The sequence below is a fragment of the Blautia hansenii genome, from assembly GCF_013304445.1.
Lineage (GTDB): Bacteria > Bacillota > Clostridia > Lachnospirales > Lachnospiraceae > Blautia.
Genome location: NZ_JAAITA010000016.1, coordinates 43,704 through 61,018, shown reverse-complemented (window position 1 = coordinate 61,018; position 17,315 = coordinate 43,704). Strand labels below are relative to the sequence as shown.

Below are 17,315 nucleotides of genomic sequence, written 5' to 3'. Positions count from 1 at the left end.
TCTATTATCTCACATTGGATGATTTTGAACAGGTACTTGCTATTTTGCGTTTACTGGATATGAACCATTTTATACCACTACTATCAATTATGATTGAAAAGGAAAAGCAGACAGTCGATTAAAAAACTGTCTGCTACAAACTGGAATTTATTTAGTTCTTGTTATGCTGTTTTGCTATGCTTTTTTGAGTATTATTAACATCTGCTTTCAGTCGTTCTACATTATCGTATGCCAATCCAAATTTAAAAATCTTTTTCCCTTTTTTATCATAGAATACAGTTAATTTATCATAACTGTAGGTGGGTACAATATTTCCATAATCTAATCCTGTTCTATATGTTTCACTTTTTGTTTTTGATGTTTTAATATCAGACATACGATATTCCTTATTTTTAAAACCAATATGATAAATCACTTTTCCTTTATAAACTTCAACTCGTTTTGTAGCTGAGACAATACCTATAATTCCAAAAATAAAAAGAGGTAGGGGTATAATTACAAGGAATATTGTTAAAAATGTGTAATAAACAAATTCTTGCATAAAAATACAGCTAAAAACAGTTGTGGTTATGAAAATGATACTTATAAGAATCATTAAGCAGCCCACAATCAGATTTAATATTTTTCGACCTTTTTTCATAGCGATACAGTATCTATATGCACTTAAATTTTCCATATGGTTTCCTCCATAACTTCTAAATTTTTCTTTGCGTATAACTTCTTTTCAAACTGAAACCTGCTTGGCTTTATCATAAGGCTGAGTAGATCATAAAAACGCCAAATAAAAATACTAACAAAGCAACAATCTCTATACGAAAATCAAAGCATTTGAAAACCTCATTTCCATATTTTTCATTCTTAAATACGGAAATTTCTTTTCCAATATTTCTCTTTCCCAATGACAAAAAGATACAACCATGTGCAGTATGATATTTTTTGTTTTTAATCTTCACTATATAAGCATGCTTTTTGACATTAACACCACCTACTACATAACCTGCATTTTGTTCTACAATGTCGATTATTTTCCCTTTGCATTTTTCGCCAGTAAAAACAACCCTATATTTTATGTATAGAATTAATAGTGATGTGAATATAAAAATACTCCCTAAAAGCCACATTGAGTACACTCCTATAATTAAATCTTGTTCGTGTTAAATTCCAATTTGTTTATTTCTCATAATATCATACTTTGCAATTATTTACACCATTATAATCAAAAAAAATAACGCAGACAATATCTCTACCATCTGCGTCATTCCTTTCATGTCTTCTTGAAATATTTACTCCATTTTCTTTCAACTTTTACTCCAAATTTACTCCATTTTAAAAATCTGTTACGATATTTTGCGATATTCTACGATACCTTTTCATTGAAGAAAAATGTCTGTAAACCTTGATTTTCAGCGAACTTTTCAATATTTCCAAGCACTTTATTCTGTTGTGAGAATTTCTTCTCAATTATTTCATTACAATATTAATTATCTTCTTAGGAACATAAATTTCCTTCACTATATTTCCGGTCAGCTTATCTGCAATCGCCTCTTTTCCTGCTGCAATCGCCTCTTCCTTTGTAGCCTCTGCGCTGATACAAACTACGGCTTTTGTCTTGCCGTTAATCTGTACCGGAACTTCGATTTCATCGTCCTTCATTGCTTCTGCGTCTGCCTTTGGCCACTGGGTGTGGAATACAGAATCCTCATGACCGTATTCCTGCCACAGTTCTTCTGCAATGTGCGGTGCAAACGGCGCCAAAAGCTGAACAAAAGTTTCAATGGTTGCTTTATCGATACCGCCTGTCTTCTTCGCCATATCAATCAGTTTGTTGTTATATTCCATGAATCCGGAAATAACGGTGTTCAGACTGAAGCTTTCCAGACGCTGGGTAATGTCAAATACCAGCTTGTGACGAAGTTTTACCATTTCTTTTGTCTCTGCTACAGCCGCTTCTTTGCTGTCCATAGCCAGTTTCCAGAAACGGTTCAGGAAACGGTAAACACCGTCAATTCCCCGGTCATCCCACTCTGCGTCTAATTCCGGCGGTCCCACAAAGAGTTCGTAAAGTCTCAAGGAATCGCAGCCGTAATCTCTTACCAAATCATCCGGAGAAACTACATTTCCTTTGGATTTACTCATCTTGATACCATTCTTCCCGGTAATCATACCCTGGTTGAACAGTTTCTGGAACGGCTCATCAAAGTCTACCACACCGATGTCATGCAGGAACTTGGTATAGAAACGGGAATACAGAAGATGCAGTACCGCATGCTCTACTCCACCGATATACATATCTACCGGAAGATATTTATCTGCTTTTTCCTTGGATACCAGCGCTTCGTTATTTTTGCTGTCCACATAGCGCAGGAAATACCAGGAAGATCCAGCCCACTGAGGCATGGTGTTGGTTTCTCTTTTTGCCGGAGCGCCGCAGCACGGACAAGTGGTGTTCACCCAGTCTTCAATGCCTGCCAGCGGAGATTCTCCTGTACCTGTTGGTTCGTAAGATTCTACCTCCGGCAGAGTCAGTGGAAGCTGGTCTTCCGGAACGGGTACATTACCACAGTTCGGACAATGGATAATCGGAATGGGCTCGCCCCAGTAACGTTGACGGGAGAATACCCAGTCACGAAGTTTGTAGTTGACCGTCTTGCGTCCAATGCCCATTTTTTCAATCATCACAGGCGCTTCTTTTTTCAGCACTGCGGATTCCATGCCATTCCATTCACCGGAGTTAATCATAGTTCCAGAAGCCTCGGTATACGCTTCTGTCATATTTTCAATTTCTTTTCCGTCTTTGGCAATAACCTGGATAACCGGAATGTTGAATTTGGTTGCAAATTCAAAGTCACGGTCATCATGAGCCGGTACACACATAATCGCGCCGGTACCGTAATCAGCCAGTACATAATCCGACAGCCAGATAGGCATTTTTGCTCCATTTAAAGGATTGACTGCATAGCTTCCTGTAAACACACCTGTTTTCTCTTTATCCTGCAGACGGTCTACATTGGATTTCATGGAAGCGTCGTAAATGTATTTTTCTACGGCTTCTCTTGTCTCATCCGTAGCCAGTTCCTTCGCCATAGCGTGTTCCGGTGCCAGTACCATAAAGGTTGCACCGTGAAGGGTATCCGGTCTTGTGGTGTAAACAGTGATTTTTTCTTCTCTTCCTTCTACCGGGAAGTCTACTTCTGCACCATAGGATTTTCCAATCCATTCGGCCTGCATTTTCTTTACTTTTTCCGGCCAGTCCAGTTTGTCCAGGTCATCTAAAAGACGGTCTGCATATTTGGTAATTCTCAGCATCCACTGACGCAGGTTTTTCTTGGTAACTTCAGAACCACAGCGTTCACATTTGCCGTTTACCACTTCCTCGTTGGCCAAACCTGTCTTACAGGAAGGACACCAGTTAATTGGGAATTCCTTTTCATAAGCCAGGCCTTCTTTAAACATTTTTACAAAAATCCACTGCGTCCATTTATAGAAAGCAGGGTCTGTAGTATTGACTTCTCTGTCCCAGTCATAAATAGCAGCAATGTCGTTAATCTGTCTTTTAATGTTTGCAATATTGTCTGCCGTAGATTTCGCCGGGTGGACTCCCATTTTAATGGCATAGTTTTCTGCCGGAAGACCGAAAGCATCCCAACCCATAGGGTGAATCAGGTAATATCCCTGCATCATTTTGAAGCGGCTCCACACGTCAGAGATTACATATCCTCTCCAGTGTCCTACATGAAGTCCGTTTCCTGACGGATATGGAAACATATCCAGACAATAATATTTTGGTTTGTTTCCGTCCTCTACGTTGACTGGGTGTTCCTCCCAGTTTTTACGCCATTTCTGTTCAATCGCCTTATAATTATAAGGTACTGCCATAATTTCTTCCTCCTTCACATCAAAAAATGCCCTTCCGTCTCCTCTTTAGAGACGAAAGGGCTAATATTCCGTGGTACCACTCTAATTCGCAGACTCTTTTGCGTCTGCGCACTCCTTTTTCTGTAACGGGAAATCCCGCCCGTATCTACTTGTGACTGTTTGGGTCTGTTCAATCCGGGAACTCCGAGGCGAGTTGGGAATCCTGCATACCTGCCTTGCACCACCCGGCAGCTCTCTTTCTCTTCGTTTTCCACGTTTCTATGCGGTGTTTCTTAATACTCCTCTTCAACGCTTTTCCTTATAAAGCTATTACACATTTTACCCAGTGATTGCCCCTTTGTCAACCCCTGCACGCCTTTTTTCTACTCCTGTTCCTCTTCTCCCATGGAAACAACGGAGCACACCGTATTTCCGGGCAGGAAACTAAGGCTTAGGGTATCTCCCGGATTATAAGCAATCACCTCCGGAAACTCGGTAACCGGAATATCAAAAATCAGCGTGCCTTCCAGTTTCTGAGCCCCTTCCTCTGGAGGAGTAAGGACCAAATCCGTATCATCAAAGGTCACATAAAAGTGTGAATTTCCGTCAAGAACAGCCTGGGCAATTTTTTCAATCTTTCCGGTAACTTTATATGCCTCCTCTGTCTTTCCCTTTGTACTTTCACCACCGTCTGCTTCCAGCAGTTTTTCATAATTTTTTTCACACTCTTCCACCGTATCTCCAATGGCCACCGTCTGATATTTCTGAACATTCACCATGGCATACTTTTTCACCAGGCCCGCTCCATCCTTTAAGGCTATAAAGTACGTCGGCTGGTCGGAAATGTTCAGAAGAAGCGGAAAAGCCGCCTCATATTTCAGGTTCTGCACCTGTCCTTCCGCAGAGTCCATGGCAGAACGCTCCTGAGCGCCGTCACACACATAATACCGGGTTTCCATCGTTCTCTGATTCATCAGCACAAAACCTACATTGGACTTGTCACCGCTGACCGAGGTCACGCCTGTGTACACCCACACATCATCCTCTAAGGCCAGGTAGTTAAATCCGTCTGTGGTTTTCAGACATCCCTTCTGTCCCAGAATGCTGTTAAAAAATCCGTTTTTCAGCATACCGTGGTAATTATACAGTTCCAGAAGAAGGTCCGAAGGATAGGCCCGGTCCACCCACTGAGGGCAGTCCTCGATTTTGTATTCTGTCGTTTCTCCTGTCTGAGCATTACACAGTATGACTTTTCCAATAGTCTGACCGCCGAAAAGCCCAATATTAAATTTTTTCACCGGACAAATCCAGTAAGGTGTACCATCGTCATCAATCTCAAAACTCAACTGGTCAAACATATAAGTGGGATACCGGAATCTCAGATGACGGTAAATATTTCGGTTAAAGTATTCCGATTCCGAATATTTAATGGGCTTATCCAGCTTTACCAGTTCCGTATCCTGGGTTGCCATATCAATGCGGATATAAGCTGGAATCCCCTCTTTCTGATTTGTCAGCCATTTAATTCCGTTGGCGTAAACCAAAGGGGAGACACGATAAGGCTGTCCCTGGTAATTAATCTGGGAATACAGACTGCTCACCTCAAACTGTGACACCATGTCCACCATACTTCCCATTTTTCTGTTTCCCAGAAGTTCTGCCGACTCCTTATCCAAAAGGGGAATCTGGTCATAACTGATTTCTTTAATATCTTCTGCAAAATCCCGTTCTTCGGGTGTTACCAGCTTTTGGTATTTCTTTGCATTGATAATAGGGGATGACAAAAGAGCCCCTGCCCCATATACCACTGCAATAGCCAGAATCACAAAGATTCCTCCCTTTAGCACCTTGTTGGTCCGCAGTTCCTGCACACTGGAAATCCGCTTTTTGAATCCATACAGCACCAGCACTGCCACAACCAGGGCTCCCAGAAAGAACCAGAAACCGCTTTCGTGAATGTTGACTGCCGGCAAGGTGACATAGTAATACAAAAATGCCAGAACCAGAAGCGTCAAACCTGCTGCAATTTTCTTTTTCATAGTTTTACCATACCTTTCCAAGCAGATTTTTCTGCTTTGTTCCTCATTGTAGCATGCCCGGCACACAGTTTCAACAATCCGGGGGCAAGTTCCTATAAAGGTTACATAAAGATGACCGAATTTTACAAGACTCTCCTTTAGAAAGCGTTCACGTCAAACGGGACTGCCGCAGCAGCCCCGTTTTTACAATATCACTTCTGTTTTTTGTTGTTTTCTATTCCTCTTCTGCCTTTGCACGGGCTTCAATTTCTCTTTCCTGAATATCAGAAGGCGCCTGTTCATAGCGGGCAAATTCATAGGAGAATAATCCGCTTCCGCCTGTCATGGAACGCAGGTCTGTGGAGTATCCGTAAATGGACAGCATAGGAACGTCTGCTTCTACAATGGTATTGCCCTTATGTGCAGGGTCTGGATTCATGCCGAGCACACGGCCTCTTCTCTTGTTTAAATCCCCCATCACATCACCAGTGAATTTATCCGGTACACTGACTTTCATAGAAACAATAGGTTCCAGAAGAATGGGAGACGCTTCCATAAATCCTTTCTTAAATGCCTGAATGGCAGCAGTCTTAAATGCCATTTCGGAAGAGTCTACCGGGTGGTAAGAACCATCATACAGCGTAGCTTTCACACCCACTACCGGATATGCAGCAACCGGGCCTCTTAACACAGATTCCTGAATACCTTTTTCCACTGCAGGGAAGTAGTTCTTGGGAACTGCGCCGCCAACAACAGTCTGTTCAAATACATACGGTGTTTCCAAATCACCGGAAGGTTCAAAAGTCATTTTCACATGACCGTACTGACCGTGACCGCCGGACTGTTTTTTATACTTGTATTCTACATCTGCTTTTTTACGGATGGTTTCTTTGAAAGGAACCCTGGGCTCAGAAAGCACAATGTCTACTTTGTAACGTTCTTTCAGCTTGCTGACTACAATATCCAGGTGCTGCTCGCCGATACCGTACAGCAGGGACTGATGATTCTGGGAATCGTTTACTGCTTTCAAAGTCAAATCTTCCTGCATCATCTTGGACAGCGCCTGAGACACCTTATCCTCATCACCTTTGTTTACGGTTTTATAGCGTTTATAAGTATAAGGAACGGAAAGTTCTGTTTTCCCATAAAGGATAGGGGTATTTTTTACTGCCAGAGTATCTCCGGTTGCCACTGTATTTAATTTGGCAATGGCTCCGATATCACCTGCATGCAGTTCCGGCACTTCTATGGGTTTGGAACCTTCCAGTACATACAGCTTATTCAGTTTCTCTTCCGTTTCTTTTCCCGTATTGTACAGCGTGTCATCGCCCTTGATAACACCGGAGCAGACTTTGATAAGCGAATATTTACCCAGGAAGGGGTCTACAATGGTTTTAAATACATAGGCAGATTTTGCCTTTGTAAAGTCATAATTTGCCTGATAAATTTCGTTTGTCTTTGTGTTCATACCGGCACAGGCTTTCTGATCCGGACTTGGGAAATAGCCGCAGATGTCATCTAACAGATTGGCTACACCCTGAATGTTTATGGCAGAACCCATACACACCGGAACAATGCTGCCGTCTGAAATGTTGGTTTTTAAGGCAGCGGAAACTTCAGCTACGGAGAAGGCTTCTCCTGCAAAATAACGGTCCATAAATTCTTCACTGATTTCTGCTACGGATTCCATCAGCGTTTCGTGGTATTTCTCCAGATATTCCTCCAGATATTCCGGTACCGGGCATTCCTTCTTCTGCCCTCTTTCAATGTATCTGCGGCCTGCCTGTTTCACGATGTTGACATAGCCCACAAATTTGCCGTCCTCACGGATAGGCATGTGAAGAGGTGCGATTTTCTTACCGTAAAGTTCAGTCAAATCTTCTACCACCTGACGGTAACTGACATCATCCATATCCATCTCTGTCACAAAGAACATTCTGGGAAGATTGTATTTCTCACACAATTCCCATGCTTTCTGGGTTCCCACCTGAATGCCGCTCTTTCCGGAAACCACAATAATTGCAGCATCGGCTGCTGCCACCGCTTCTTCCACTTCCCCCACAAAGTCGAAGTATCCCGGTGTATCCAATACATTAATCTTTACTTTTCCCCATTCAATGGGAACTACAGATGTCGTAATAGAGAATTTTCTCTTTATCTCCTCTTTATCATAATCACTGACGGTGTTTCCATCTGTCACTTTCCCCAAGCGGCTTGTAATACCTGATAAATAAGCCATTGCCTCTGCCAGACTTGTTTTTCCGGCACCCCCATGGCCGAGCAGGACCACATTTCTAATTCTGTCGGTTCTAAAAACGTCCATATGTAATACCTCCCAAATTTATTATGTGTATATTTTACTAAAAATCTTTCAAAATTTCAAGTATTTTATTCAAATTAAACAAGTTATTTTGTTTTTTCGCTTTAACGCGCGAAATCATTGACTTTTTCTCTCACCTGTCATAAAATGATACTGTTTGACAGGATATTTATAAGATAGAAGGAGTTAAAATACATGGAAACCACAACCATTGGTTTTATCGGTCTGGGGCTTATCGGCGGCTCCATTGCCAAAGCAATACGAAAATTTCACCCGGGATATCAGATTCTGGCCTATAATCGTACAAAAGATGTGCTGGAGGACGCGGTCTTTGACGGCATTGTAGATATTGCCTGCACGGAACGTGACACCCGCTTTGCCCTCTGTGACTATATCTTCCTCTGTGCTACAGTGGACTACAATCTGGAGTGCCTCCCCTGGCTGAAGCAGACCATTCGCCCGGGATGTATTCTCACAGATGTGGGCAGTGTAAAAGGAGAAATTCACAAAAAAATTACAGCGCTTGAAATGGCGGGAAATTTCATTGGCGGACATCCCATGGCAGGAAGTGAGAAAACGGGATATGAACATTCCACGGACCATCTTATTGAAAATGCCTACTATATACTCACCCCTTCCGAAGAAGTGGGACTGGACAAAATCGGCAGATACACCGAACTGGTTTCCTCTATCGGCTCTCTGCCCATGATTCTCACCTGGGAGGAGCACGACTACATTACCGCCTGTGTCAGCCATCTGCCTCACATTGTGGCCGCCTCTCTTGTGAATGTGGTACAGAAGCTGGATTCTCCTCTGGAACACATGAAAACCATTGCGGCGGGAGGTTTTAAGGACATCACCAGAATTGCCTCTTCCTCCCCTCACATGTGGCAGCAAATCTGTCTGGAAAATCCGGAACACATTTCCAAAGTTCTGGACGAATACATCCGTCTCATTGTGCAGGCCAAGTACCTGGTAGACCAAAAAGATGCGGATGGACTGTATGATATGTTTGCAAACTCCAGAGATTACCGCAATTCCTTCAGTGACGCCCCCAGCGGTCCTCTGAAGAAGTCCTTTACCCTGTACTGCGATGTGGTAGATGAGACAGGGGCTATTGCTACCATTGCCACCATTCTCTCCATGAACAGTATCAGCATTAAAAATATCGGGATTCTTCACAACCGGGAGTTTGAAGACGGGGTTCTGAAAATTGAATTTTATGATGAGGAAGCCCAGAAGCAGGCGGCAGAACAGTTGAAGAAACGAAATTACATCATTTACGAAAGATAAACAGGAGGTGGCCTATGAGGTTTACAAAATCAGCGCCCTTAAAAGGCGAAATTACGGTTCCGGGAGATAAATCCATTTCTCACCGGGCTATTATGCTGGGTTCTCTTTCTGAGGGTACTACGGCTGTTACCAATTTTCTGGAAGGTGCGGACTGCCTCTCTACCATAAATTGTTTCTGCAGCATGGGCATTGAGATTTCCCGAACGGAAAGTGAAATTCTCATACACGGCAGGGGACTTCACGGACTTCTGGCGCCTGCTTCTGTCCTGAACGTAGGGAACAGCGGAACTACCATGCGCCTGCTGTCCGGTATTCTGGCAGGACAGAACTTCACAACGGAACTGACCGGAGATGCTTCTATTCAGAAACGACCTATGGCCCGGGTTATCACACCGCTGACTTTCATGGGCGGCTCTGTGGAAAGTCTGCGCGGCAATGGCTGCGCTCCTCTTTGCATTACCGGAAAACACTTAAAAGGCATTCACTACCAATCTCCCGTCAGTTCCGCACAGGTGAAATCCTGCGTACTTCTGGCCGGACTTTATGCAGAAGGGGAAACTACGGTGACAGAGCCTTTTCTCTCCAGAAACCATTCCGAGCTTATGCTGCGTTCCTTTGGAGCCGAAATTTTCAGTGAAGGAACAACGGTTTCTATACAGCCGGAGCCAAAGCTTACAGGACAGAAAGTAGTTGTTCCGGGCGATATTTCTTCGGCAGCGTACTTTATTGCGGCGGCTCTTCTCATCCCCGGCTCAGAACTGCTGATTAAAAATGTGGGAATCAATCCTACCCGTGACGGGATTTTGAAGGTCTGCGCGCAAATGAATGCGGATATCCAGGTTTTAAATCCGCGTGTTCAGTGCGGCGAGGACGTGGCTGATTTGCTGGTGAAACACAGTTCTTTAAAGGGTACGGTCATCGAAGGAGCTCTGATTCCTACTTTGATTGATGAATTGCCTGTTCTGGCCGTTCTGGCCGCCTTTGCCGAGGGCACGACCATGATTCGGGACGCACAGGAATTGAAGGTAAAGGAGTCCAATCGGCTGGATATTATGGTACATCACCTGTCTGCTATGGGGGCTGACGTTGTACCTACTGAAGACGGTATGATCATTACAGGCGGCAAAACACTTTATGGAGCTGTTCTGGACAGTCATCTGGACCACCGTATTGCCATGGCTTTTGCCATTGCAGGCATGGCGGCAGAGGGAGAAACAGAGATTGCCAGGGCAGACTGTGTGAATATCTCCTATCCGGGGTTTTATAAAGACCTGGAGAAGCTGGCATAGAAAAAGGGAAAGAAAAAGCGAAGGACTCTGTAAACTGTAAAGTCCCTCGCTTTTTTCTTTATTCTATCAGCATCGCATCTCCAAAACTAAAGAACCGATACCGCTCCTTCACGGCTTCCTCATAAGCCGCCATAATATGGTCTTTCCCAGCCAACGCGGAAACCAACATCAAAAGTGTGGATTCCGGAAGATGGAAATTAGTAATCAGGGCATCTATCATCTTAAACTGATATCCCGGATAAATGAAAATTTCCGTCCAGCCGCTTTTGGCCTGGAGCATTCCGTTTTCATCTGTAGCAGACTCCAGAGTTCTGCAGCTGGTAGTGCCCACAGAAATCACTCGTCCCCCATTTTTTTTCGTATCATTAATGAGTTTCGCCTGCTCTTCTTCTACCACATAAAACTCGGAATGCATATGATGTTTCTCCACATCATCTACCTTTACAGGCCGAAAGGTTCCAAGCCCCACATGAAGCGTCACATGGGCGATGTTTACTCCCATATCCTGGATTTGCTGCAGCAATTCTTTCGTAAAGTGAAGTCCCGCAGTAGGAGCCGCAGCGCTTCCTTCGTTTTTTGCATAGACGGTCTGGTAGCGCTCTTTATCCTGCAGTTTATGGGTAATATAAGGAGGCAGGGGCATCTCACCCAGCTGATCCAGTATTTCTTCAAAAATCCCCTCATAGGAAAACTGAATGAGACGGTTTCCCTCTTCTACAATATCCAGCACTTCTCCGATTAAAAGTCCATCTCCGAAGCTGATTTTTGTGCCCGGCTTTGCTTTTTTACCGGGTTTTACCAAAGTTTCCCAGATATTGTTCTCTTTTCTCTTTAAAAGAAGAATTTCAATTCCTGCATCTGTGCCTATTTTACTTCCGTACAGGCGGGCAGGAATTACACGGGTGTCATTAATCACCAGACAGTCTCCAGGCTTCAGATAATGCACAATATGCTTAAAATCTGTATGCTGGATTTCTCCGCTCTTTTTGTCCAAATGCATCAGCCTGGAAGAAGAACGGTCCACCAAAGGGTCCTGGGCAATCAATTCTTCAGGTAAATCATAATAAAAATCTGCTGTTCTCATGGCTTACTTCCCTTCTTGTATAAAATGCCGCAAAAATATCATAAGAAAAGACTGCTACGCCGCAGTCTCTTCCAAGTTCTCTTAAATCCTATTATAATATACCACATCTTCTGCCAGAAGTATAGCCTTGTTTTCCTTTATTTCTACAATGTTGGCACAGCAGTTGGGCGGCACGCACCCGTGCCAGAAATTTTCTATACCGGCGTCTTCATACACATTCTGCAAAAGTGCTCTTACCATACAGCCGTGGGCTGTAATCAGAATGGTTTTGTCCTGCAGGTCTTCTCTGGCAGTCAGTTCCTTCCAGAAATCTTTTGCTCTGGCACAGGCCTGAACAATTTCTTCGCCGCCTTTTGGTGCCTGATATACCTCAATATGATGAAAAAAATTATCCAGCATATCCTGAGGCAGAAGGGCAGATTCTCTGCCCTCCCATTCTCCAAAAGAAATTTCCCGAATTCTGGCGTCCTCATACACCGGCACCTGGCGATCCCTCAGGATATACATGGCTGTGTCTTTTGCCCGCTTTAAAGGGCTGGTAAAACAGCAGGCAAATGGAATCTCTTTTAATGCCTCTGCCGTCTGTTTTGCCATTTCAATACCCTTTTCATTCAGATTGGTATCCGACACCCCCTGCAGTCTTTTCTGCACATTCCATTCTGTCTCTCCGTGACGGATAATATATAATTTCATGGATGGACTCCTTTTATTTACGCAGTTCGATTCCCAAACCTTCCAGTCCGTTAAGAATCTTCTTCATCGCTGCATTTACATCTGCGTCTTCCAGTGTTCTGTCTTTTGCACGGAAGGTTACAGAGTAAGCAACGGATTTATAGCCGCTCTTAATCTGGCTTCCTTCGTAAATATCAAAAAGCTGATAACTCTCCAGAATCTTGCCGCCTCTTTGGGCAATAATCTGCTCAATCTGTCCGGCCAGCACCTCTTTCGGCACGACCATACTGATATCACGGCTGACTGCCGGGAATTTCGCAATGCCTTCATATTTTCTGTCAAAGGTTGCATATTCCAGAATTGCCGGAATATCCAATACAGCCACATAAGCCTTTTCTCCGATTCCATAAGAAGCAGCTACCGTTGGATGTACCTCGCCCATGTAACCGACAACGGTTCCGTCATAAATAATTTCTGCCTGACGTCCCGGGTGCAGGAACGGCTTTCCAGCCTTCGGATTGTATTCTTCTTTCTTATGCATACCAATTTTATCCAGGAATTCCTCTACCACGCCTTTCATGGAGAAGAAGTCTCCTGCGCCATACATACCCAGAGTAAACATCATGCGCTCTTCCGGAAGCTCCGTAAGAGGCAGGCTCTCTGGCAGGTAAATATTTCCTAATTCATACAAACGCACATCTTTGTTTCTTCTCTTGTAGTTGGTTCCCAGAGAAGTCAGCATACCGTTTAAGGAAATGGTTCTCATAATGCTGAAATCTTCTCCCAATGGGTTGGAAATCACAATGGCTTTTCTCAGTTCATGGTTTTCCGGAATCAGCAGCTTATCAAATACCTTCGGACTCTCAAAAGAATAGCAGTATCCCTGTGAAAAGCCGTTGAATTCTGCCATATCTCTGGCTACCTGCTCAATACGCAGCTTAAAAGGCAGTTTTCCTGTCGTAGCCTCTCCCCTTGGAAGGGTGGTTGGAATATTGTCATAGCCGTAGAAACGCGCCACTTCCTCTGCCAAATCTGCCATGCGGAAAATATCGTGGCGGAACGTAGGAGCAACAATTTCATTTGCAGCTGCATCGTATACCAGTTCTACTTTTTCCAGATATTCCAACATCTGCTCCTTTGTCAAATCCGTACCCAGAAGGTCATTGATTTTTTCCGGATCAAAAGCCACTCTTACGGGTTCTTTCTTTTTAGAGTAAACGTCTACCATACCGCCTACCACTTCACCGCAGCCACATTCTTCAATCAGCTGGCAGGCTCTGTCAATGGCTGCCTGTGCATTGTTAGGGTCTAAGCCCTTTTCAAATTTACCGGAAGCGTCTGTACGAAGTCCCACTTTTTTGCTGGAAAGACGAATATTTACGCCATCAAAGCAAGCCGCTTCCAGAAGTACGGCAGAGGCATTTTCGGTAATCATAGAATTTTCACCGCCCATAATACCAGCAATGCCAACCGGTTTCTTGCCGTCGCAAATCATCAATACGGATTCATCTAAGGTGCGTTCCTGTCCGTCCAGAGTTACGAATTTTTCGTCTTTTTGAGCACGGCGGACAACGATTTCCTGATTTTCAATGGTCGCCATGTCATAGGCATGCATAGGCTGTCCAAACTCTTCCATAACATAATTGGTAATGTCTACAAAGTTGTTAATAGGGCGAATACCATTGGCAGCCAGACATCTCTGCATCCATTTTGGAGAAGGTCCGATTTTTACGTTTTTTACCACTCTCGCACAGTAACGGGAGCACAAATCTGTATCTTCTACACGAACTTTGATATAATCGTGAGCGTCTTCGCTGTTTCCCTTCACCTCCACAACCGGCGGCTGGAAGTTCTTCCCAAAAGTTGCTGCAACCTCTCTTGCAATTCCGATAACGCTGTAGCAGTCTACACGGTTAGAAGTGATTTCGTATTCAAAAACCACATCGTCCAAACCAAGCGCATGAATGGCACTGCTGCCTACCTCTGCATCTTCCGGGAAAATGTAAATGCCGTTTTCCGGTGCTTCCGGGTAAAATTCTGTAGTAGAACCCAGTTCTTCAATAGAGCACATCATACCGCAGGACTGGATTCCTCTCAGCTTTCCGGTCTTGATTTTGATTCCTCCCGGTGTCTTTTTCCCATCATGGCCGCCTGCCACACGTCCGCCATCTAAAACTACAGGAACCTTATCTCCTTCTTTTACGTTTGGCGCACCCGTGACAATCTGAATGGTCTCGGCTCCGATATTCACCTGGCAAATAATCAGTTTATCTGCGTCCGGATGTCTCTCGATTTTCTCAATCTGTCCGATTACAATTTTTTCCAAATCTGCGTCCAGCTTTTCAAAGCCTTCCACCTTTGTTCCTGATAACGTCATTGCGTCTGTATATTCCTGAGCCGTAACGTCCAAATCAGGCACATATTTTTTAATCCATGATAAAGATGTATTCATTCTTCTCTCTCCTCCTAGAACTGACGTAAGAATCTTGTGTCGTTTTCATACAGCAAACGCATATCGTCAATTTCGTATTTCAGCAACGCGATACGTTCCAGCCCCACACCAAAGGCAAAACCGGTGTACTCTTCCGGGTCAATGCCGCACATTTCCAGTACATGAGGATGTACCATACCACAGCCTAAAATTTCAATCCAGCCGGAACCTTTACAAAAACGGCAGCCCTTTCCACCGCATTTGAAGCAGGAAACGTCCACCTCTGCGCTTGGCTCTGTAAATGGGAAATGGTGCGGACGGAATTTCGTCTTTGTCTCCGATCCGAACAATTCTTTGGCAAACTCTTCCAGAGTTCCCTTTAAGTCTGCAAAAGTAATGTGTTTGTCAATTACCAGTCCTTCAATCTGGTGGAAGGAAGGAGAATGGGTAGCATCTACCTCGTCAGAACGGAACACTCTTCCCGGTGCAATCATACGGATAGGCAGTTTTCCTTCTTCCATAACACGGGCCTGTACCGGAGAAGTCTGGGTACGAAGCACAATGTTTTTGTTAATGTAGAAAGTATCCTGCTCATCTTTTGCCGGATGTCCCTCCGGAATATTCAGTTTTTCAAAGTTGTATAAGTCGTATTCCACTTCCGGACCTTCTACCACTTCATACCCCATACCAATAAAGATTCTCTCTACTTCTTCCAGGGCAATGGTATTTGGATGTCTGTGTCCCACTTCCATTTTCTTTGCGGGAAGGGTAACATCAATGACTTCCTCTTTCAATTTTTGTTCCAGAGCAGCTGCTTCCAGTTTCTTCTTGGTTTCTTCCAAAAGTTCTTCAAGTTCTGCTCTTGTCTCATTGACCCACTGTCCAACCTTTGGTCTTTCTTCGGCAGCTACATCCTTCATACCCTTTAATACAGCTGTCAGTTCTCCTTTTTTTCCTAAAAATGCAACACGCACTTCGTTTAATTTGTCCAGGCCATCTGATTCCTGAATGCGCTTGCGGGCTTCCGCTTGAATACGCTGTAATTTTTCTCTCATGATATTCTCCCTTCTGTATCATAACAAAGCCATTTTATGAAACAAAAAAACTCCGCCCCAAAAGGGACGAAGTCAAATTCCGTGGTACCACCCTTGTTCCTGTCAAAACAATCAACAGGCACTCGTATCTGTTTAACGCACAGTCACGTCATTTCTTACTCTTCCGCTTATACAGAATTTAGGAAATGCAACTCCGGTGGGAACTTCAATATCTGTCTGAACTGAAGAGAGCTTTCAGCCGATGACTCTCCTTCTCTGGCAGGAAACAAATATCTACTTACACTTTCCTTGTCTTTGTCATATCTGACCTATATTGTAGCCACTTTCTCAGTTTCTGTCAAGAATTTCTTTTTTCTTTTCTGTTCCTTCTCCGGCAGCTGCCTTTTTCTCCGGCTCTTCTTCCTCCTCCGACCTGGTCAGCTGATAATATTCCCGCCGTATGGCTTCTCTGGCTGCATCATGAACCCTGCGAAATTTTTCTTCAAAATAATGGTTTATCTGCGCCCCAATCATCACAAACATCATACAGAAATACAGCCACAGCAGAACCAGCACAATGGTGGTCATACTTCCGTACATATTGGTAGCGCCGTTGTAAACGTCAATGTAAATAGAAAAACAAAAAGAAAATCCGGACCAACACAAAGAAGAAAATACGGCTCCCGGAAACTGGCTCCAGAAGGTCGCTTTTCTGTTTGGAATAAATTTATATATCAGCAGGAAAACCAGACACAACATGCTTAAGGTAATCACCACACGCATACTGATAATCATTCCCACCAGCTTATCCAGAAACGGAAGGCGCTTACTCAGTTCTCTCTGCAGACTGTTTCCAAAAACCTGCAGCGTCAGGGTCAATACAATAGCAAGGACAAACACCAGCGTATAAAAGACTGCACGGATTCTGGTTACAATATAATTACGGGTCTCTTCCACCTGATAAATACAGTTGAATCCATTGGTTAAAGCCTGAATCCCCTTACCGGCAGACCACATAGCCATAACTGCGGAAACAGGCACAACACCCAGAGACTTTTCATAGACCTCGCCTACAATGCCCCGGATAAAACTGTCAAAATTTTCCGGACATATCTGCATTACAGCCTGTATCACTTCTTCTCTTGTCAAAGGAGTATACTTTACAGAGGTCATCAAAAGCAGCATAAAAGGGATAAAGGAAAGTATAATAAAATAAGCGGCCTGAGCTGCGTAGGCTGTAGTATGATTTCTGCTCATGCTGTTTGTAAAGCCTATAACGGTATCCACCGCTTTTCTGAATCGTTTCATACAGACTCCCC

The 17,315-nt window shown here is 43.9% G+C and carries 12 protein-coding genes and 2 other annotated features; of the genes, 2 read left to right on the top strand and 10 right to left on the bottom strand.

The annotated features are described in order from the left end of the window. Window positions 1-151: 151 nt before the first annotated feature. From G5A70_RS11640 to G5A70_RS11620, 5 genes are all read right to left on the bottom strand, one after another. Window positions 152-676 carry a hypothetical protein gene (locus G5A70_RS11640; RefSeq protein WP_077726093.1) on the bottom strand — a complete coding sequence of 175 codons (525 nt, stop codon included), beginning with the start codon at window positions 674-676 and terminating at the stop codon, window positions 152-154. 73 nt (window positions 677-749) lie between these two features. Further along, window positions 750-1,121, bottom strand: coding sequence for a hypothetical protein (locus tag G5A70_RS11635; protein WP_003436578.1), 372 nt, complete (start codon window positions 1,119-1,121; stop codon window positions 750-752). A gap of 340 nt (window positions 1,122-1,461) precedes the next feature. Then, complete coding sequence (gene leuS / locus G5A70_RS11630) at window positions 1,462-3,876, bottom strand: leucine--tRNA ligase (protein WP_173749806.1); 2,415 nt, start codon at window positions 3,874-3,876, stop codon at window positions 1,462-1,464. A 44-nt stretch (window positions 3,877-3,920) separates the two neighbouring features. Beyond that, window positions 3,921-4,174: a binding site (T-box leader), on the bottom strand. Between the two features lie 64 nt (window positions 4,175-4,238). Further along, window positions 4,239-5,894, bottom strand: coding sequence for a CvpA family protein (locus G5A70_RS11625; RefSeq protein WP_173749805.1), 1,656 nt, complete (start codon window positions 5,892-5,894; stop codon window positions 4,239-4,241). A gap of 214 nt (window positions 5,895-6,108) precedes the next feature. Next, window positions 6,109-8,196, bottom strand: a complete 2,088-nt coding sequence (locus G5A70_RS11620) for an elongation factor G (RefSeq protein ID WP_173749804.1) — start codon at window positions 8,194-8,196, stop codon at window positions 6,109-6,111. A 192-nt stretch (window positions 8,197-8,388) separates the two neighbouring features. Between G5A70_RS11620 and G5A70_RS11615 the strand changes: the two genes are divergently transcribed. Then, on the top strand, window positions 8,389-9,486 hold the full coding sequence (locus G5A70_RS11615; RefSeq protein ID WP_173749803.1) for a prephenate dehydrogenase: 1,098 nt from the start codon (window positions 8,389-8,391) through the stop codon (window positions 9,484-9,486). Between the two features lie 14 nt (window positions 9,487-9,500). Next, complete coding sequence (gene aroA / locus G5A70_RS11610; protein WP_173749802.1) at window positions 9,501-10,775, top strand: 3-phosphoshikimate 1-carboxyvinyltransferase; 1,275 nt, start codon at window positions 9,501-9,503, stop codon at window positions 10,773-10,775. 58 nt (window positions 10,776-10,833) lie between these two features. On the opposite strand, the gene queA is transcribed toward aroA, so the two are convergent. The 5 genes from queA to G5A70_RS11585 all read right to left on the bottom strand — a co-directional run bounded on the left by queA (window position 10,834) and on the right by G5A70_RS11585 (window position 17,304). Beyond that, window positions 10,834-11,859, bottom strand: a complete 1,026-nt coding sequence (gene queA / locus G5A70_RS11605) for a tRNA preQ1(34) S-adenosylmethionine ribosyltransferase-isomerase QueA (protein WP_173749801.1) — start codon at window positions 11,857-11,859, stop codon at window positions 10,834-10,836. An 81-nt stretch (window positions 11,860-11,940) separates the two neighbouring features. After that, a complete protein-coding gene (locus G5A70_RS11600) occupies window positions 11,941-12,552 on the bottom strand; it encodes a histidine phosphatase family protein (protein ID WP_173749800.1) in 612 nt (203 codons plus the stop codon). Between the two features lie 13 nt (window positions 12,553-12,565). Next, window positions 12,566-14,983, bottom strand: coding sequence for a phenylalanine--tRNA ligase subunit beta (gene pheT, locus G5A70_RS11595; protein WP_173749799.1), 2,418 nt, complete (start codon window positions 14,981-14,983; stop codon window positions 12,566-12,568). Between the two features lie 14 nt (window positions 14,984-14,997). Next, window positions 14,998-16,017, bottom strand: coding sequence for a phenylalanine--tRNA ligase subunit alpha (gene pheS, locus G5A70_RS11590; RefSeq protein WP_173749798.1), 1,020 nt, complete (start codon window positions 16,015-16,017; stop codon window positions 14,998-15,000). A gap of 59 nt (window positions 16,018-16,076) precedes the next feature. Then, window positions 16,077-16,315, bottom strand: a binding site (T-box leader). Between the two features lie 29 nt (window positions 16,316-16,344). Next, window positions 16,345-17,304, bottom strand: coding sequence for a YihY/virulence factor BrkB family protein (locus G5A70_RS11585; RefSeq protein ID WP_173749797.1), 960 nt, complete (start codon window positions 17,302-17,304; stop codon window positions 16,345-16,347). Window positions 17,305-17,315: the final 11 nt, after the last annotated feature.

Bases quoted from the DNA above. Each gene is read 5' to 3' on its own strand.
- G5A70_RS11585 (WP_173749797.1), bottom strand. From the start codon at position 17,304: ATGAAACGATTCAGAAAAGCGGTGGATACCGTTATAGGCTTTACAAAC.
- G5A70_RS11615 (WP_173749803.1), top strand. From the start codon at position 8,389: ATGGAAACCACAACCATTGGTTTTATCGGTCTGGGGCTTATCGGCGGC.
- G5A70_RS11600 (WP_173749800.1), bottom strand. From the start codon at position 12,552: ATGAAATTATATATTATCCGTCACGGAGAGACAGAATGGAATGTGCAG.
- queA (WP_173749801.1), bottom strand. From the start codon at position 11,859: ATGAGAACAGCAGATTTTTATTATGATTTACCTGAAGAATTGATTGCC.
- G5A70_RS11620 (WP_173749804.1), bottom strand. From the start codon at position 8,196: ATGGACGTTTTTAGAACCGACAGAATTAGAAATGTGGTCCTGCTCGGC.
- G5A70_RS11635 (WP_003436578.1), bottom strand. From the start codon at position 1,121: ATGTGGCTTTTAGGGAGTATTTTTATATTCACATCACTATTAATTCTA.
- G5A70_RS11625 (WP_173749805.1), bottom strand. From the start codon at position 5,894: ATGAAAAAGAAAATTGCAGCAGGTTTGACGCTTCTGGTTCTGGCATTT.
- leuS (WP_173749806.1), bottom strand. From the start codon at position 3,876: ATGGCAGTACCTTATAATTATAAGGCGATTGAACAGAAATGGCGTAAA.
- aroA (WP_173749802.1), top strand. From the start codon at position 9,501: ATGAGGTTTACAAAATCAGCGCCCTTAAAAGGCGAAATTACGGTTCCG.
- G5A70_RS11640 (WP_077726093.1), bottom strand. From the start codon at position 676: ATGGAAAATTTAAGTGCATATAGATACTGTATCGCTATGAAAAAAGGT.
- pheS (WP_173749798.1), bottom strand. From the start codon at position 16,017: ATGAGAGAAAAATTACAGCGTATTCAAGCGGAAGCCCGCAAGCGCATT.
- pheT (WP_173749799.1), bottom strand. From the start codon at position 14,983: ATGAATACATCTTTATCATGGATTAAAAAATATGTGCCTGATTTGGAC.